This is a genomic window from Pseudomonas sp. KUIN-1 (assembly GCF_009176725.1).
Lineage (GTDB): Bacteria > Pseudomonadota > Gammaproteobacteria > Pseudomonadales > Pseudomonadaceae > Aquipseudomonas > Aquipseudomonas fragariae.
Genome location: NZ_AP020337.1, coordinates 1277371 through 1295972, shown reverse-complemented (window position 1 = coordinate 1295972; position 18602 = coordinate 1277371). Strand labels below are relative to the sequence as shown.

Below are 18602 nucleotides of genomic sequence, written 5' to 3'. Positions count from 1 at the left end.
AATTTCCTAATGGCAGGTTGATACGAAAGTGTTCGATGTATAGGTAATTGCAGACACCGTGCCAGTTTTTGAAATGAAAATAATTATTTAATATCAATGACTTACGAAATTTTCACATTTGCCCGTTCGTGACTTCTGCATGATCTGCGGTTTGGCCTGCATGCAGAATGCACGTATCGTACAAGCTGAGACAGAAACGCAGGCTTATCGCGAATGAACCCGGAAAAACTCAAGTTGCTGGTGACACAGGAAATGCCGTTCGGCAAATACAAGGGCCGGCTGATCGCTGATTTACCAGGGCATTACCTGAACTGGTTCGCCCGCGAAGGCTTTCCCAAAGGAGAGTTGGGCGGCTTGTTGGCGCTGATGCAGGAAATCGATCACAACGGCCTTGGCGCGCTATTGGACCCGTTGCGCACGCGTCCAAGTCAGTCGTTCAAGGACAAGGGGTAAAAACGAAGAGAAGGTCCGGGGAGAAAAAAACGGTGCTCCGGACCAGGGAGCACCGAAAAGCCATACAACCAACAACAACTTCCTTGTCGGAATCAGCCGCAAGGGGCTGACGCCGAAATCCTGAAAATCAGTCAAACAGCGCCATGGCCTGCGCAGTCGCTTCCTGGATACGCCCCCAGTCGCCATTCTTGACCCAGGCGTTATCGATCATCCAGGTGCCGCCCACGCACATGACGTTGGGCAGGGCCATGTAGCTCTTGAGGTTCTGCTCATTAACGCCGCCAGTGGGGCAGAAACGCACCTCGTTGAACGGCCCGCCAAGGGCTTTGATCGCTGCCACACCGCCGCTGATCTCGGCCGGAAACAGCTTGAAACGGCGATAGCCCATGGCGTAGCCGATCATGATTTCCGAGGCACTGCTGATGCCGGGTAGCAAAGGCAGCGGGCTGTCGAGCGCCGCCTGCAAGAGTTCCTGCGTGCTGCCGGGCGTCACGATGAACTGCGAACCGGCCGCTTCGGCGTCGGCCAGCATCTTGCGGTCCAGGATCGTCCCCGCGCCCACACACAACTCGGGGCGCTGTTCACGCAGGATACGAATGGCGCTCAGGCCGAACGCCGAGCGCAGGGTCACTTCCAGCGCAGTCATGCCGCCAGCGGCCAGTGCATCGGCCAGCGGCAGTACGTCCTGGTCACGGGCGATGGTGATCACCGGCAGAATCTTCGCCTTGGCGCAGAGTTCGTCGATCTGGGCAATCTTGTTCGCCATGCTGGTCAGCGGCTGATTATTTTCGTTCTGTGTCATGGCGACGGTTCCTTTGTTTGTGGGGCTTATCGGGGCTTATGGGCACCAGTAAATCTCGAGAGACGGGTTGAGAAAGGCACGTACCGGCATTTCGGCGAGGTCATCGCCTGCCAGCGCGGTGCGCAGGGTGTCGAGTTTGGCCTGACCGGACACCGACAGAATCGGTGAGCGCGCCGACGCCAGCAGGCGGCGGGTCAGGGTCAGGCGCTGGTGCGGCACGCTCGGTGCGAGCATGGGCAGGCAGCGGCGCTCGCCTTGCAGATCAAGGGCTTCGCTCAGATTCGGGCTGTTGGGGAATAGCGATGCGGTATGCCCGTCGTCGCCCATGCCCAGAATCAGTACATCTATGGGTGGCAGCTCGGCCAAGGCCTGATCGGCAGCCTGCGCGGCTTCCTCGACACTGCTCGCAACGCTGTACAGGCCGAGAAACCTGGCCTTCGCCACAGGCCCCTGCAGCAAGTGGCGCTGCAGCAGGCCGGCATTGCTGTCGGCATGTTCGGTCGGCACGAAGCGCTCGTCCGCCAGACTGATGACCACCTTCGACCACTCCAGCGGTTGTGTCGCCAGACTCTGGAAGAAGGCGACCGGGCTGCGTCCACCGGACACCACCAGCGTCGCCAGACCGTTATCGCTGATCGCCTGCTTCAGGCGCTCGGCGACATTTTCGGCCAGTGCATCGGCCAGTTGCTGCGCCGTGTCGAAATCGTGTGCTACCAGCCCTGCTGGCAGCTTGAGGTCACATGTCGCCATACCAGGATCTCCCGTCGCGAGTAATCAGGGCAATGGAGCTCATCGGCCCCCAGGTTCCGGCCGGGTAAGGCTTGGGTGCATCGCCCGCCTTCTTCCAGCCAGCGATCAATTGATCGCACCATTGCCAGGCGTACTCGATCTCATCTTTGCGGACAAACAGGTTCTGATTGCCACGCATGACTTCCAGCAACAACCGCTCATAAGCGTCGGGGACACGAGCGCTGCGGTAGGTGTCGGAAAAATTCAGTTGCAAGGGACCGCTGCGCAGCTGCATGCCCTTGTCCAGGCCCTGATCCTTGGTCATCACCTGCAAGGAGATGCCTTCGTCAGGCTGCAGGCGGATGATCAGGCGGTTGCTGATCTGCAAACGCTGTTCAGGCGCGAAGATGTAGTGCGGCGGCTCTTTGAAATGGATCACGATCTGCGACAGCTTCTGCGGCATGCGTTTGCCGGTGCGCAAATAGAACGGCGTACCCGACCAGCGCCAGTTGCGGATATCGGCACGCAACGCGACGAAGGTTTCGGTATCGCTCTGGGTATTGGAGTTTTCCTCCTCCAGATAGCCAGGCACCGCCTTGCCTTCGCTGTAGCCGGAGGTGTACTGGCCACGCACCACCTGGGTCGCCAGACGCTCCGGGGTGAAGGGTGCGAGTGCCTTGAGCACCTTGACCTTTTCGTCACGGATACTGTCGGCCGACAGGTCGCTTGGAGGGTCCATGGCAATCAGGCAGAGCAGCTGCAGCAGGTGGTTCTGAATCATGTCACGCAGCTGGCCGGCCTGATCGAAGTAGCCCCAACGGCCTTCGATGCCGACCTTCTCGGCCACCGTGATCTCTACGTGCGAAATATGGTTCTGGTTCCACTGGGTTTCGAACAGGCTGTTGGCGAAGCGCAGAGCGATGAGGTTCTGTACCGTGTCCTTGCCCAGATAGTGGTCGATGCGATAAACGCGGTTTTCCGGGAAAAACTGCGCGACGGCGTCATTGACCCGGCGCGAAGAGGCCAGGTCGTGGCCGATGGGTTTTTCCAGTACGGCACGCGTGCGTTCGGCGAGGTTGACCGACGCGAGGTTCTCGCAGATGGCGCCATAGACCGAGGCCGGTGTGGCGAAATAGGCGATCAGGGTTTCGGCATTGCCGACCCGCTCGGCGAGCGCAACGTAATCCTCGGCCTTGAGAAAGTCGACATGCAGATAGCTGAGACGCGCCAGAAAGCGGCTCAGGTTGTCCGGCTCCAGCTCCGTCTCGGGAATGAAGCGGCGCATGGATTTTTCGATGTACGCCAGATGCGACTCTTCGTCGCCTGGTTCACGCGCCAGGGCAAGAATTTTTGTGTCTTCATGCAGCAGTCCAGCGCGATCAAGCTGATAAAGAGCCGGGAACAGCTTGCGTACCGCAAGGTCCCCCAGGGCACCAAACAGGGCAAATGTGCACGGTTCAACCGTAATCAAGGGCATAATGTTGGTTCTTTTATCAAGTTAGGCTACAAATACCTTTTTTAAAGGCGTTACTCAAGGCCATATGTAGTAATAACCACAACATTCTGCCTGAAAGCATATTCCAGTGGTGATCAACACAGGCCCTCAGTACGATAGGCCACCTTTGCTACAGGCTAAAGGGCTAATAAAAGCCCAAGGCAAAACCGTTGGTAAATCAGCCCCGACAAGGACTTTGAATGGACCGCGTAAGAAACCTCCTGGAGCAAATCCAGGGCCGACTCGACGAGCTGAACAAGGCCGAACGCAAAGTGGCCGAGGTCATCCTGCTCAACCCGCAGATGGCCACGCGGCTGAGCATTGCAGCGCTTGCCCAGGCCGCCAAGGTCAGCGAGCCGACGGTCAATCGCTTCTGCCGTTCGTTCAGTGTCAGTGGCTATCCGGAATTGAAGCTGCAACTGGCCCAGAGCCTGGCCAGCGGCGCGGCCTATGTCAGCCGTGCGGTGGAAGCCGATGATAATCCGGAGGCCTATACCCAGAAGATTTTCGGCAGCGCCATCGCGTCACTGGACAGCGCGTGCCAGCAATTGGACCCGGCTTTGATCAGCAAGTCTGTGGACATGCTCATCCAGGCGCGGCAGATCCATTTTTTCGGGCTGGGTGCCTCCGCGCCGGTAGCCCTGGACGCGCAGCATAAATTCTTTCGCTTCAATCTGGCGGTGACGGCGCATGCCGATGTGCTGATGCAGCGGATGATTGCATCGGTGGCTCATACCGGCGAGTTGTTCGTGATCATTTCGTATACGGGCCGTACCCGTGAGTTGGTGGAGGTGGCGCGTATCGCCAGGGCCAACGGCGCGTCGGTGCTGGGGCTGACGGCAGCCGGTTCGCCGCTGGCTCAGGCCAGTACGGTGAGTCTGAACATTCCTCTGCCGGAAGATACGGATATTTATATGCCGATGACGTCGCGGATCATTCAGTTGACTGTGCTCGATGTGCTGGCCACGGGTATGACGCTGCGCCGCGGCGTCGATTTCCAGCCGCATCTGCGCAAGATCAAGGAAAGTCTGAATGACAGCCGTTATCCGATCGAGGATCAGGGCTGACTGGGTGTGATCGGAAGAACGCGTTGACTATCGTTCCAACGCTCCGCGTGGGAATGCAGTTCGTGACGCTCTGCGTCACACGGCGGTTTTTCTTTGTCAGGTGGATTGAGGTTCTGCTCAGGTCACCTTTGCGCCCTTACGGCGCCTTACTTTGAGGGACCAAAGTAAGCAAAGTCCTCGCTCCGTTTCCGGCCCGACTTCGTCGGGTTCCTTCGCCCTGGCACTGATCCGGGGGTCGCCGCAACGGGCCATCCATGGCCCAGACTGTGTAAAAACCCAAGGTAAACCTTTGCTATGATTCCCCAGGATTTCATTGCAAGGGTTGCCCATGAAACGCTTCATTCAAGGTGAACACAGAGGTCAAAGTACCTTGCTTCCCGAGAGTCTCGACGATTACGTCAGCGACACCAATCCGGTGCGCGTTGTCGATGTCTTTGTGGATGAGCTCGACCTGATCACCTTGGGTTTTGAAAGCGCTGTCCCCGCTGAAACGGGCCGACCGGCCTACCATCCTGCAGTCATGCTGAAGATCTACATCTACGGCTATCTCAACCGTATCCAGTCAAGCCGACGCCTTGAGCGCAAGGCGCAGCGCAACGTCGAGCTGATGTGGTTGACCGGTCGCCTGATGCCGGATTTCAAGACCATCGCCAACTTTCGCAAAGACAACGCAAAGGGCATTCGAGGAGTCTGTCGGCAGTTTGTCGTGCTGTGTCAACAATTGGGGCTTTTCTCGGAGCATTTCGTTGCCATCGATGGCAGTAAATTCAAGGCGGTCAATCACCGCGATCGCAATTTCACCAGTGCCAAACTGAAGCGTCGGATGGAAGAGATTGAATCAAGCATTGCCCTTTATCTAAAGGGGCTGGATGCGGCTGATCGGGAAGAGCCCAAGACCGCAGGCCCCAAAGGCGGCCTAGAGGAGAAGATCGCCAAATTGAAGGAGCAAATGAAGGCGTTGCAGACCATCGAGGTACAGCTTGAAGAATCCCCGGACAAACAAATTTCGCTGACCGATCCGGACGCGCGCTCAATGATGAGCAGTGGGGGAAAAGGTATCGTGGGTTACAACGTACAGACCGCGGTGGATACCAAGCACCATTTGATCGTCGCGCACGAGGTGATCAATGTGGGTCACGACCTTGATCAACTTAGTTCGATGGCCCAGCAGGCCCGTGAGGTGATGCAAGTCGAATCGTTGTCGGTGGTGGCGGACCGCGGGTATTACAAAAGCGGAGAAATCCTGGCCTGTCACGAGGCAGGGATCACAGCTTATGTGCCAAAAACGCTGAGCTCGCGGGCCAAATTTGATGGCCGTTTCGGCAATGACGAGTTTGTTTACGACGCGGACAACGATGTGTACGTCTGCCCCGCCAATCAAGTGCTGATCTGGCGCAACTCTTACATCGACAAGGGCAAGAAGCTGGACGTTTACTGGCGCTCCAACTGCCAGGCCTGCTCGATAAAGGCGCAATGCACACCGGCCAGAGAGCGAAAAATTCGGCGCTGGGAACATGAGGCAGTACTGGAAGAAATGCAGGCCCGCCTGGCTAACGCGCCGCAGGTAATGACCATCCGCAAGCAGACCGTCGAGCACCCCTTCGGGACTCTCAAGCAGTGGATGGGTGCAACGCATTTTCTGACGCGACGGCTTGGCGGAGTGAGCACCGAAATGAGTTTGAACGTGCTTGCTTATAACTTGAAGCGGGTAATGAACATCCTCGGCACGCAGAATCTTGTAAAAGCGCTGGCGGCTTGAAAAGCCTCCATTGCGCCCGATAAAAGGGGCTGTAAAGCGCTATTAACGGCCTTAAGGGCGGATTAGAGCGATGGCAGGACTTTCAAGGCGTTCCGGCTAGCCAAGTATCGTCTGCGCTACGCGCAGCCGATACTTGGGCTGGTTTTTACACACTCTGGGCCCGGTGCGGCTAGCCTGGCGTCCTGCCAGGCTACCCCCGGATCAGCGCCAGGACTCAGCCGTCACTTACGTCGCACTCTGCGTCGTCTGTGCCATCGGGGTTTGACTATCGTGCCGACGCTCTGCGTCACATGCAACTCACCCCGCCAGGCTGGCTTGCAGTTTGAGCTGCACGTGTTCTCCGGGCCGCAGGCTGAAGGTGTCGCCGGAGCCTGAGGCCGCTTCGACGCGGACAAAGCCTGTAATTTCGCTGCCGCATACGCCGAGGAGCGGTCGGCTGCCGGGGTGCCAGACGACGGTGTTGGTGCTGTCGCCGGTGTCGATGTTGAGCCTGCGCTGCCAGATCGGGTCCTGGAGCTGTACGGCGCCGGCGTGTTCGAATACGCGTTGGCAGGCGCCCGCCACGCGCAGTTCGCCCTGTTGCTGACAGGCCTGGCGGCTGAGTTGGTCATAACCCTGTGCGCCGTCGAGCCCCTCCAGCGCGACCTCAGCCACATCACCGATCCGCCAATAAACATGCAGCGCATGGCTGAAGTGACACGGCTCGCTGTCCTCGTGACACGTGCTCAAACGCAGCTCCATGCTCTGCCCCAGCTCGGCATGCAGATCGACCTGCCAGTCCCACAATTGCAAGCGCCAGTGCAGGCTCACGCCCTCCTCACTCTCACTGCTGTCGATCAGTTTCCAGTCCAGCAAACGTCCCCAGCCGTGCGCCGGCCAGCCGCTCTCGCCGGGATGTCGACCATACCATGGCCAGCAGACCGGCACGCCTCCACGAATGGCGCCCACCTGGGGCCACTGCGCGGCACACCAGAGCCAGGGTTTCTGGCCCTGCGGCTGGAAGTGCAGCAATTGCGCACCCTGACGACTGAATACGGCCTGACATTGCGGGTGGTCGATGACCAGTACCTCGCGCAGCTGATGGCGCTCCCACTCGAAAGTAGGTCTGGCCCGTCGGGATCGGAAGAAGCGTTGCAAGGGATGTTCAGGCAGTTGCGCGTCGTGAGTGGTCATCGCCAATCGCGTCCCTGAAAAATAAAAGGATCAAGCCATAAAAAAACGGGCAGCCAGGCTGCCCGCAAAGCACACACGACCCTTGATCGCGTTACGCGTCAGTCAATACTCAGAACTTCGACTGGATCTTGATGCCCGCTACCAGCGCATCATCAACCTGATCTACGCCACCAGGATGCTTGATGTACTGCAGGTTGGGACGCACGGTCAGCCAGTTGGTGACATGGAAGCCGTAGTAGATTTCAGAGTTGTACTCAGTGCTCTGAACCGGCAGGAAGCCAGGGTTGTCGTAGTCGTTGATACCGCTGATCTGGTTGGCCAGACGCACGCGATCCTGCACATCGTCGTTGACGTGGATACGGGCAAAACCGATACCGATGTCATCTTTCGGACGCGAGTTGAACGGACCTTTGTACGTGAAACCGATCTGCTGGTAGTTGTCGACGAAGTTGGTCGCCTTGTCATGCACGGTGGCGTTGGCAAAGATGCTCAGGCCGCGCGAGGCGTCGCCGTCATGAGTGGTCAGTTGTTGCTGAGCCACGACCCACCAGCCATGCTTGCTGCTGTGCGACTTGAACGCTGCGCCAGTCAAGGCCTGCGGCTGACCGTTCACGTCTTCATAGACATCGTTGGCGTTTGGCGTGCTCTTGTAGTAACCGACACGGTACTCACCGGGCAACGAGTTGAAGGACGGAGTCCAGACCAGTTCGACCGGCAGAATCATGCCTTCGGTGCCACTGCCGCTGAGTTTGAAGCCGTTGCCTGTTTCCAGGTTGGACGGGTTCTGCTCGTACACGCCAACCTGGGCATAGACTTCAGGCGTGATGTTGTACTTGATGCGCAACGCCCACTGGCTGATAGGCCAGTTGTACCAGGTATTAACGTAGTTACCGACCTGCGAGCCGCAGAACGACAGGTTCTGGAAGTCGCACGGGAAGCTGTTGAAGTCTTCGCCCGGACCAAAGCGACCGGCCTTGACGTCCAGCGCGCCGTCGAAGTACTTCTGCTTGATCCACATCTGCGTCAGGCGCCAGGTCTGACCACGGCCCCAGACTTCCTGGGAGGAGCTGAGTGTACCGGCGCGAGGATCGCCGATACGGTCATTGGAGATATTGCGACCGCTACGTTCGGTGATTGCCAGCTTGAACTCCGCGTCTTGCCAGCCCAGCACCTTCTGCAAATCGACTTTCATGCCCAGCGCGAACTGGTCGCTGTAACGACCGGTGGTGTCATCGTTGTAGCCGCCCTTCAGGTTGCTGGCCATCTCGGAAACGTATTCCAGCGAGAAGTCATAACCCTTGTCCAGCAACTCGGTGCGCTTGCCACCCCAGTCACCCGTCATCCAGGGTGAATCAGCGGCAAATGGCTCGGCGGCGTGAACGCTGCCGGCCAGACCCATTGCACCCAACGCCGACAGCTTGCATACCAACTGGAGCCGGGAAAGCGATTTACCTTTGTTGATCTTCTTCATCCCATCAATCCTCGTTTTATTGTTATTAGCTTTGGTAGACATGTTGCTTCATTCACTGCCTTGTATTCGCTGATCGGCCGTGCGTTTTGGCAGCCAACGGCCAGCCAGCGGTGCTCATTGCTGAATCAATTTATCACTTGCGGCTCGACCGGTGACACATTGTTTTCCCGTTCAGCCGCCTGCCGCGCTCCCAACACCCCAAGACGCTCGCCGCTCTGGGCATCGAAAATCAGCACCCTGGCAGGATCGAACTGCAAGGTAAGGCTCTCGCCCACCTGTGGTGCGACATCCGGGGCAAGGCGACAGCAGACCTTGCTCTGGTTGAGCGTGACGAACACCAGCGTATCCGGACCGGTCGGCTCGGTCACCTGGACCTCGGCACGAATGGTCGGCAGCCCGGTCGATTCAGCGCCGGCCAGCATAATCTGTTCAGGGCGAATACCGAGAATGATTTCTCGATCTTCCAGGCCTGCATCGGACACGCCCACCGGCAGTTCGCAACGCGCCTGGCCACTGTCGAGCGCAGCGATCAACTGGCCATCCTTGCGTTGCAGGCGCAGCGGGATGAAGTTCATCGGCGGCGAACCGATGAAGCTGGCGACGAACAGGTTGGCCGGATCGGTGTAGATCTGCTTGGGCGTACCGAACTGCTGGACGATACCGTCCTTCATCACCGCCACCTTGTCACCCAGCGTCATGGCCTCGATCTGATCGTGGGTCACATACACAGTGGTGGTTTTGAGGCGTTGATGCATCAACTTCATTTCGGTACGCATCTCGACGCGCAACTTGGCATCGAGGTTCGAAAGAGGCTCATCGAACAGGTAGATCTTGGGTCGACGTGCCAGGGCACGACCCATCGCGACACGCTGTTGCTGGCCACCGGACATCTGGCCCGGCTTGCGATTGAGCAGGTGCTCGATCTGCAACAGCTTGGCAACGCGCGCCACTTCAGCGTCGATGTCGGCTTGCGGCATCTTGCGGATCTTCAGCCCGAAGGCGATGTTTTCACGCACGCTCATGGTCGGGTACAGGGCGTAGGACTGAAAGACCATCGCAATGTCGCGGTCCTTGGGGCTGGTGCCGCTGACGTCCTGGCCGTCGATCAGAATCTCGCCGCCACTGATGCTTTCCAGACCGGCAATGCAGTTCATCAGGGTGGATTTACCGCAGCCCGATGGACCGACCAGAATCAGAAACTCGCCATCCTTGATCGACAGGTCGATGTTCTTGAGTGTGTCCGGCAGGTTGCTGCCGTAGGTCTTGTTGACGTTGCGTAATTCGAGAGTCGCCATGATTACCCCTTGACCGCGCCGGCCGTGAGCCCACGCAGGAAATACTTGCCAGCCAGTACGTAGACCAGCAGTGTCGGCAGGCCGGCAATCATCGCCGCCGCCATGTCAACGTTGTATTCCTTGGCACCTGTGCTGGTGTTGACCAGATTGTTCAGGGCCACAGTGATCGGCTGAGACTCGCCGCTGGAGAACACAACGCCGAACAGGAAATCGTTCCAGATCTGGGTGAACTGCCAGATCAGGCAGACCATCACGATGGGCGTGGACATCGGCAGAATGATGCGCCCGAAGATGGTGAAGAAACCGGCACCGTCCAGTCGTGCAGCCTTGACCAGCGCGTCGGGAATGCTGACGTAGTAGTTACGGAAGAATAGCGTGGTAAATGCCAGCCCGTAGACCACATGAACAAACACCAGCCCGGTGGTCGTGTTGGCCAGGCCCATCTTGCCCAGCGTAAAGGATGCCGGCAGCAGGACGGTCTGAAACGGCAGAAAGCAACCGAACAGCAACAGACCGAAGAACAGCTGCGAGCCCTTGAAACGCCACATCGACAGCACATAGCCATTGAGCGCGCCGATTGCGGTGGAGATGATCACGGCCGGAACGGTGATTTTTATCGAGTTCCAGAAGTAGCCATCGACCAGATCCCAGGCTTTTATCCAGCCGATTGCAGTCACTACGCTCGGCCAGCTCAACAGGTTGCCGGTGCCGATGTCCTCGGGGGTCTTGAAGCTGGTGAACAGCATCACCACCAGCGGCACCAGATAAATCAGACAGGCCAGCATCAGCACCGCGTAAATCAGAACACGACTGAAGCTGATGCCCGGTTTGCCAACATGACTAGTCATGGCGTTTGGTCCTCAGCTCGGAATACAGATACGGCACCAGAATCGCCAGGATCGCGCCGAGCATCAGAATGGCACTGGCAGAGCCCATGCCCATCTGGCCGCGGCTGAAGGTGAAGGAATACATGAACATCGCCGGCAGGTCGGATGAGTAACCGGGGCCACCGGCGGTCATCGCGGCTACCAGGTCGAAACTCTTGATCGCAATGTGCGCGAGAATCATCACGGCACTGAAGAATACCGGACGCAGGCTTGGCAGCACGACGCGCCAGTAGATCATCGGCAGACTTGCGCCATCCATCTGCGCCGCGCGAATGATCGACTGATCGACGCCACGCAGCCCCGCCAGAAACAACGCCATGACGAAGCCCGAGGACTGCCATACCGCTGCGATGACCAGGCAGTACACAACGCGGTCCTGATCAATCAGCCAGTCGAAACGGAAACCTTCCCAGCCCCAGTCGCGCAACATCTTGTCCAGGCCCAGGCCAGGGTTGAGCAACCATTTCCAGGCAGTACCGGTGACGATCATCGACAGCGCCATCGGGTACAGGTAGATAGTACGAATCATGCCCTCGCGACGAATCCGCTGGTCCAGCAGGACGGCCAGCAGGACCCCGATCACCAGGCTGATTGCAATGAACATCCCGCCAAAGACCGCGAGGTTCTTGCTTGCCACCCACCAGCGATCGTTGTCCATCAGACGCGCGTATTGCGCCAGGCCGACCCATTTATAGGAAGGCAGGAACGTCGAGTTGGTGAACGACAGTGCGAATGTCCAGAGGATGTAGCCGTAGAACCCCACCAGTACGATGAACATGCTGGGGGCCAGCACCAGTTTTGGTAGCCAGCGTTGCAGCGCATCCATTGGCGAGGCTTTGCTGTTCGCAGCGACAGAGCTCATCGGGAGTATCCCATGCGGTATATCGAATCCAGGCCGCAGCCGCAGGTGAAATCAACCAGGGATTTCAACACTGCGGACGACGGTTAAAGGCGGTTAAAAACGAATTACTGGGCAGATTTGATCGCAGTGGCCAGCTTTTTGGCGGTTGCTGCCGGATCGGCTGACGGGTCGTTGATGTAGTTGGTCACCACATCGAAGAACGCGCCCTGCACTGCCAGCGTAGTTGCCATGTTGTGCGCCATGCTTGGCTGCAGACCGCCGGTCTTGGAATCAGCCAGGAAGTCCTTCGCAGCAGTTTGCGCACACGAATCGAAACCGTACTTGCTCATGTCGGACAGCATGTCCTCACGAACCGGGATCGACCCCTTGTTGATGCTGAAGACCTTCTGGAAGTCCTCACCCATGGCGACCTTGGCCAGATCCTGCTGTGCGGCAGTCGTACCCTCGTCTTTCTGCTTGAACACGGCCAGCGAGTCGATGTTATAGGTAAACGCCTTGTCGGTGCCCGGGAAGGCTACGCACTGGTAGTCCTTGCCGGCGACCTTCTTGGCCGCGGTCCATTCACTCTTGGCCCAGTCACCCATGATCTGCATGCCGGCCTTGCCATTGATGACCTTGGCAGCTTCCAGGTTCCAGTCCTGGCCCTTGCCGTCGGCATCCATGTAAGTCGCGACTTTCTTGAGTTCGGTAAGCGACTTGACCATGCCTTCACCGGTCAGCGCATCCTTGTCCAGATCGACCAGGGCTTTCTTGTAACCGTCAGCGCCCATGACCGAGAGCACAACGGCTTCGAACACGGTGCTGTCCTGCCAAGGCTGACCGCCATGCGCCAGCGGGATGAAGCCGGCTTTTTTCAGCTTGTCGCCCGCGGCGTAGAATTCTTCGAGCGTAGTGGGTGCCTTGTCGATACCGGCTTTCTTGAAGACTTCAGGGTTGATCCACAACCAGTTGACGCGGTGAATGTTCACCGGCACGGCTACGTAATCGCCCTCGTACTTCACGGTGTCGGAGACTTTCTTGTCCAGCAGGGAGTCCCACTTCTCGGACTTGGCGACCTCTTTCAGCGCCTCGGTATCGAGCAGACCGGTAGAGGCCCACTCCTGAATGTCCGGGCCTTTGATCTGGGCCACACCAGGAGGATTGCCGGCAACCGCGCGACTCTTGAGCACGGTCATGGCCGTGGAGCCGCCGCCGCCTGCAACGGCGCCGTCCTTCCAGGCGAAGCCGTCCTTTTCAACCTGAGCTTTCAGAACATCGACTGCAGCCTTTTCGCCACCCGACGTCCACCAGTGCACCACTTCAACAGTGCCTTTGGAGTCAGCGGCGTTAGCGCTCAGAGGGAACAACGAAGCGAGAGAGATGACAACAGCGAGACGTGACATGGAATTCATCGAATTGACCTTTCTTGTTGTTATGCATGAGCAAGTCTGGTGCTTGCGCTTCGTGGGAGTCTAACCAAGCCTGACGCGCCGACAGTAACGAAGGGACGCGCAATTGTCACAGGATGGTGACAATTTAAATCCGATTGCAACCATTAGCCAAAAGCCACTTCCCAACCAGTCATTCCGCAGTTCTCGGCAGGTACAACGTTACCCGCAACCCTCCGTCACGCAGGTTCTGCAGGCTGACTTCGCCGCCATGACTGTGGGCAATGTTGCGAGCGATGCCCAGGCCAAGGCCGTAGCCCTGCTGCTGATTGCCTGCCAGGCGGAAATGCGGTTCGAAAACGTGCTCAAGGCGCTGCTCGGGAACGCCAGGGCCTTCATCGTCGACATGCAGCACGAACGCGTGGGCATCGTCTTCGACCTTCAGGTGCGCGCGGTCACCGTATTTGAGCGCGTTGTCGATCAGGTTGCCGATGCAGCGCTTGAGCGCCAGCGGTTTGCCTGAATAGGCAGCCTGTGCCTCACCCTGCTGCGTGACACGTCCATTGCCATCAGCGAGCAGCCAGGGTTCGACCAGACATTCAAGCAGCGCATTGAGGTCCACCGGCTCGATGTTTTCATGGATATCGGTGTCCTTGACGCACTGCAGCGCGCCTTTGACCAGCAATTCCAGTTCGTCCAGATCGCGACTGAATTTGCGTTGCAGTTGCTCATCCTCGAGCAACTCGACCCGCAGGCGCAAACGCGTGATGGGCGTACGCAGATCATGGGAGATGGCACTGAACAACTGGCCTCGCTCGGTCAGGTAGCGGCTGATCCGCGTGCGCATGGCGTTGAATGCCCGGCTGACCTCGATGACTTCGCTGCCGCCGCCCTCGACCACAGGCTCGACATCCGCGCCCAGCGACATGTCCCGTGCGGCCCGCGCCAGGCGCTTGAGCGGACGGCTCTGCCAATGCACCAGCAACCCGATGAACAACAGCAGAAATGCGCTGGTCAGGACAATGAACGACACTTGCTGAAGGGGCAGTTCCTGCTCCTCCAGCGAGGTGTAGGGTTCAGGCAGTAGCGAGGCGATGTAGAACCACTCGCCGGGCGCCATTTCGATTTGCGTGACCAGCACCGGCGGGTTCACCGGCTCAAGCGTCAGCGCGTAATGGGCCCAGGAACGCGGCAACTCGTCGAGCTTCAGGCCGCTGTTGAAAATCCGCAGATCTTCGGGCCGCGCAAACCATACGGTGATGTCCGGACCATTGCCCAGACGCTGGCGCAGCACTTCGCCCACCACGTCCAGCACCGCCTGCTTGCGAGGAGTGGGCTGCATGATCTGCATGTCCAGCGGATGATCGTTGAGTGACACCACGAAGCGTGTGCCGCCCATACTGCGTAACTGGTCGAGCACCATCGGCCGGTAAGCCAGCGGCAATGAGCGAAAGTAGCTGACACTGGCCGCCATCGAGTACGCCAGACTGCGCGCACTGGTTACCAGGCCCTCCATCTGCGTGGCACGTAGCTGTGACAGCCAGATCACGCTGGACAGCGCCTGAGCCAGCAGAACCGCCAGCAAGGTCAGCAGCAACATGCGGCCCAGCAACGAGCGCGGCAGCGGCAGGCCGGTTCTCTTCGCGCCTGCCCCTGTCGGTTTAATAGCCGTTGCCCGCTTGCGAGTTGACGTTCGCGGCCAACAGGTAACCACTGCCACGAATGGTACGGATCAGACGCGGCGACTTGCCGGTGTCGCGCAGACGCTGGCGCAGGCGGCTGACCGCCATGTCGACGATCCGCTCCAGCGGCATCAGCTCTCGCCCACGCGTGGCGTTGCCGATGGTGTCGCGGTCGAGAATCTGCTGGGGGTTGTCGAGAAACAGTTTGAGCAGTGCGAAGTCGGCGCCGGACAGAATCACCTCTTCGCCGTCATTGTGAAACAGCCGGTGGCTGACCATGTCCAGTCGCCACTCATCAAACAGGATCACATCGCCACCCGGACGCTCCTGACCGAACTGGGCACGTCGCAACAGCGCCTTGATGCGCGCCTGAAGCTCGCGCGGACTGAACGGCTTGCCCAGATAATCATCGGCTCCCAGCTCCAGGCCGATGACCCGGTCGGCCTCGTCAGAACTGGCAGTCAACATGATGATCGGCACATGCGGCTGGCGCGGATGCTGGCGGATCCAGCGACACAGACTGAAACCGTCTTCATCGGGCAGCATGACGTCAAGGATCAGCAGGTCGCTTGGCTGGTCATTGAACGCCCGGCGGAAATCCGCGCCATCACCCACCGTGCGCACCTGGAAACCGGCGCGGCTCAGGTAGGTGTCCAGCAACTCGCGAATTTCCTGATCGTCATCCACCAACAGGATCGATTTACTGACTGGGCTCAAGTTGAAGCGTCCTTGTCTGGCTGTGAATTCTTGTTGTTATGCCATATCGCTCAGATCTGCGCACCAAACGCCTGTTGCAGGGCCACGCCCGACCCCATGAGGCCAGGGTATTCGGCCGTTACCAGCCACACCGGCAGACCTTTGAAATAGTCGCTCATGACGCCCTTCTCGGCCATGGCGCGCTTGAACCCGCTGTTGATGAAGAACTCAGTAAAACGAGGCACCACGCCACCGACGATATAAACCCCGCCGAGGCTGCCCAGGGCCAGCACATGGTTGCCGACCACTCTGCCGAGAAACACGCAGAATTGCTCCAGCACTGCCGCGGCTACCGGGTCGCCCGAGAGCGCGGCGGTGGTGATCGCCGCAGGCGATTTGAGCACCGGCTCGATATCGTCCAGCGCGCAACTGACCTGATACAGCAACAGCAAGCCGGCACCGCTGAGCACGACCTCGGCGCTGACATGCTCGTGTTCGGCCATCAGCCGTGTCCACAGCAACGCCTCGCGCGCAGTCCCGATGGGCAGATCGGCATGCCCGCCCTCGCCCGGCAACGCCATCCAGCGACTGCCTTCGAGTTTGATCAGCGTACCGACGCCCAGCCCGGTCCCCGGCCCCACCACCACGCGCGGCCGGTCAGGCTTGCCGACACCGTGGCAGACCGTCAGGTATTCATCGTCCTTGAGCCGGGTCATGCCCAGCGCCATGGCGGTGAAGTCGTTGATCAACAGCAGTTCATCGACCTGCAGGTCGGCGCAGAACGCCTCGCGGCTCAATTGCCAGTGGCTGTTGGTGAACTGAAAAAAATCACCGTCGACCGGTCCGGCGACCGCCAGGCATACATGACCGATATCGCCGCGCTGCAGCTCCAGGTCCTGCAGATAGACTTCGATGGCCTTCTCCGGACCCGCGTAGTCAATGGTCGGGAATACCCGGACAGAATGCAGCGTGCTGTTTTCCCAAATGGCAAAACGTGCATTGGTACCGCCTATATCACCGACCAGGGCCAACTTCACTTAAGCGTCTCCAGACTAGAGGTAAAGGCGCTGGCGCCTTGCTCTGCGGAGCTGAAGGCCATGCGCATGAATCCAAAAAGCTCGCGACCGCAGCCGACACTGTTGTCGATCTGGTTGATGGCCGGTTCTCTGGCGGCCAATTCTGACGCTTCGACCAGAACTTGTAACGTGCCTTTTACACCATCCACACGAATCACATCGCCATCACGCACGAGAGCCAATGGGCCACCATCGAACGCTTCCGGGCAGACATGAATCGCCGCCGGGATCTTGCCCGAGGCGCCTGACATGCGTCCATCGGTGACCAGCGCAACCTTGAACCCGCGATCCTGAAGGACCCCCAGAAACGGCGTCATCTTGTGCAGCTCGGGCATGCCATTGCAGCGCGGCCCCTGGAAGCGCATCACCGCGACGAAATCGCACTCCAGCTCACCCGCCTTGAAGGCATCGGCCAGTTCCTTCTGATCCTGGAACACCTTGGCCGGCGCTTCGACGATCTGATGTTCCGGAGCCACGGCGGACACTTTCATCACGCCGCGCCCCAGGTTGCCTTCCATGACCCGCAGGCCACCTTCCGGCGAGAACGGACGGGCAACCGGCCGCAGGATATTTTCATCGAGGCTTTCGAGCGGCCCTTCACGCCAGACCAGTTTGCCGTCTTCCAGGAACGGCTCTTTGGTGTAACGGCTCAGGCCATAACCGGCCACGGTGTTGACGTTTTCGTGCAGCAGGCCGGCAGCCAGCAGCTCGCGAATCAGGAACGACATGCCGCCTGCCGCCTGGAAGTGGTTGATATCGGCCTTGCCGTTGGGGTAGACGTGACTGAGGGTCGGTACCACTTCCGACAGATCGGCCATGTCCTGCCAGGTCAGCTGAATGCCGGCGGCCTGGGCAATGGCCGGCATGTGCAGCGTGTGGTTGGTCGAGCCGCCAGTCGCGTGCAGCGCAACGATGGAATTGACCAGCGAGCGCTCGTCGACGATCTCGCCGATCGGCATGAAGCTGCCACTTTGCTTGGTCATACGCGTTACCTGGCGGGCCGCCTCGGCCGTCAGCGCATCACGCAAGGGCGTATAGGGATTGACGAACGAAGCACCGGGAAGGTGCATGCCCATGACTTCCATCACCAGCTGGTTGGTGTTGGCGGTGCCGTAGAAGGTGCAGGTTCCCGGACCGTGATACGACTTCATTTCCGAGTCGAGCAACTCTTCGCGGGTGGCCTTGCCTTCCGCATACCGCTGCCGTACGTCGGCTTTTTCCTTGTTGGAGAGGCCTGAAACCATCGGCCCGCCAGGCACGAAAATGGTCGGCAGATGACCGAACCGCAAGGCGCCCATCATCAGGCCGGGGACGATCTTGTCGCAGATGCCCAGCATCATGGCGGCGTCGAACATATTGTGTGACAAGGCAATCGCCGTGGACATGGCAATCACTTCACGGCTGGCAATGGCCAGCTCCATGCCCGGCTCACCCTGGGTCACGCCATCGCACATGGCCGGCACACCGCCGGCAAACTGACCGACCGAACCAATGTCACGTAAAGCCTGTTTGATCTGGGCTGGAAAGTGTTCGTAGGGCTGATGCGCCGAGAGCATCTCGTTGTAGGAAGAGACGATGGCCACGTTGGCGGCGTTCATCAGACGCAGACTTTGCTTGTCTTCCGGTCCGCAGGCGGCGACGCCATGGGCAAAGTTGGCGCATTGGAGCTTGCCGCGCATCGGGCCATCGCTCGCTGCGCCGCGAATCAATTGAAGGTAGCGCTGACGGGTATCGCGACTGCGGGCGATGAGACGCTCGGTTACTTCAAGGACGCGGGGATGCATGTGA

Annotated in this window: 16 protein-coding genes; 3 read left to right on the top strand and 13 right to left on the bottom strand. The window is 59.1% G+C overall.

Translation table 11 applies throughout. From position 1 onward, the window contains the following. Positions 1 to 213 precede the first annotated feature (213 nt). Positions 214 to 453: a DUF3820 family protein gene (locus tag KUIN1_RS06225; RefSeq protein ID WP_152091886.1), complete on the top strand. Its 240-nt coding sequence runs from the start codon at positions 214 to 216 to the stop codon at positions 451 to 453. Positions 454 to 580: 127 nt separating this feature from the next. Here KUIN1_RS06225 and KUIN1_RS06220 read toward each other — a convergent pair whose 3' ends face one another. From KUIN1_RS06220 to zwf, 3 genes are read right to left on the bottom strand one after another with little or no spacing between them, the layout of a single operon-like run. Continuing rightward, entirely contained in the window at positions 581 to 1255 is a 675-nt protein-coding gene (locus KUIN1_RS06220; RefSeq protein WP_011266838.1) for a bifunctional 4-hydroxy-2-oxoglutarate aldolase/2-dehydro-3-deoxy-phosphogluconate aldolase, read from the bottom strand. A 36-nt stretch (positions 1256 to 1291) separates the two neighbouring features. Continuing rightward, positions 1292 to 2005: a 6-phosphogluconolactonase gene (pgl, locus tag KUIN1_RS06215; RefSeq protein ID WP_116886525.1), complete on the bottom strand. Its 714-nt coding sequence runs from the start codon at positions 2003 to 2005 to the stop codon at positions 1292 to 1294. Continuing rightward, positions 1992 to 3461: a glucose-6-phosphate dehydrogenase gene (zwf, locus tag KUIN1_RS06210; protein ID WP_011266836.1), complete on the bottom strand. Its 1470-nt coding sequence runs from the start codon at positions 3459 to 3461 to the stop codon at positions 1992 to 1994. The genes pgl and zwf overlap by 14 nt, the downstream gene beginning before the upstream one ends. A gap of 218 nt (positions 3462 to 3679) precedes the next feature. Here zwf and KUIN1_RS06205 point away from each other — a divergent pair, with 218 nt between their 5' ends. Together KUIN1_RS06205 and KUIN1_RS06200 are read left to right on the top strand one after the other, a co-directional pair. Next, a complete protein-coding gene (locus tag KUIN1_RS06205; RefSeq protein ID WP_002552324.1) occupies positions 3680 to 4546 on the top strand; it encodes a MurR/RpiR family transcriptional regulator in 867 nt (288 codons plus the stop codon). 328 nt (positions 4547 to 4874) lie between these two features. After that, positions 4875 to 6305, top strand: coding sequence for an IS1182 family transposase (locus KUIN1_RS06200; RefSeq protein WP_116887060.1), 1431 nt, complete (start codon positions 4875 to 4877; stop codon positions 6303 to 6305). A 297-nt stretch (positions 6306 to 6602) separates the two neighbouring features. Here KUIN1_RS06200 and KUIN1_RS06195 read toward each other — a convergent pair whose 3' ends face one another. From KUIN1_RS06195 to edd, 10 genes are all read right to left on the bottom strand, one after another. Further along, a complete protein-coding gene (locus KUIN1_RS06195) occupies positions 6603 to 7478 on the bottom strand; it encodes a D-hexose-6-phosphate mutarotase (RefSeq protein WP_116887068.1) in 876 nt (291 codons plus the stop codon). A gap of 109 nt (positions 7479 to 7587) precedes the next feature. After that, complete coding sequence (locus KUIN1_RS06185; RefSeq protein WP_011266835.1) at positions 7588 to 8949, bottom strand: carbohydrate porin; 1362 nt, start codon at positions 8947 to 8949, stop codon at positions 7588 to 7590. Between the two features lie 125 nt (positions 8950 to 9074). Beyond that, a complete protein-coding gene (locus tag KUIN1_RS06180; RefSeq protein WP_011266834.1) occupies positions 9075 to 10244 on the bottom strand; it encodes an ABC transporter ATP-binding protein in 1170 nt (389 codons plus the stop codon). A 2-nt stretch (positions 10245 to 10246) separates the two neighbouring features. Beyond that, positions 10247 to 11092, bottom strand: coding sequence for a carbohydrate ABC transporter permease (locus tag KUIN1_RS06175; protein WP_004406653.1), 846 nt, complete (start codon positions 11090 to 11092; stop codon positions 10247 to 10249). After that, positions 11085 to 11993, bottom strand: coding sequence for a carbohydrate ABC transporter permease (locus KUIN1_RS06170; RefSeq protein ID WP_003314048.1), 909 nt, complete (start codon positions 11991 to 11993; stop codon positions 11085 to 11087). The genes KUIN1_RS06175 and KUIN1_RS06170 overlap by 8 nt, the downstream gene beginning before the upstream one ends. A gap of 104 nt (positions 11994 to 12097) precedes the next feature. Then, positions 12098 to 13384 carry an ABC transporter substrate-binding protein gene (locus tag KUIN1_RS06165; RefSeq protein WP_024652783.1) on the bottom strand — a complete coding sequence of 429 codons (1287 nt, stop codon included), beginning with the start codon at positions 13382 to 13384 and terminating at the stop codon, positions 12098 to 12100. Between the two features lie 169 nt (positions 13385 to 13553). Further along, positions 13554 to 14960, bottom strand: coding sequence for an ATP-binding protein (locus KUIN1_RS06160; protein ID WP_024660500.1), 1407 nt, complete (start codon positions 14958 to 14960; stop codon positions 13554 to 13556). Between the two features lie 61 nt (positions 14961 to 15021). After that, complete coding sequence (locus KUIN1_RS06155) at positions 15022 to 15759, bottom strand: response regulator (RefSeq protein WP_011266831.1); 738 nt, start codon at positions 15757 to 15759, stop codon at positions 15022 to 15024. Between the two features lie 50 nt (positions 15760 to 15809). Next, entirely contained in the window at positions 15810 to 16775 is a 966-nt protein-coding gene (locus KUIN1_RS06150) for a glucokinase (protein WP_011266830.1), read from the bottom strand. Beyond that, a complete protein-coding gene (gene edd / locus KUIN1_RS06145; protein ID WP_004406660.1) occupies positions 16772 to 18598 on the bottom strand; it encodes a phosphogluconate dehydratase in 1827 nt (608 codons plus the stop codon). Before edd ends, KUIN1_RS06150 begins: the two co-directional genes overlap by 4 nt. Between the last annotated feature and the right edge of the window lie 4 nt (positions 18599 to 18602).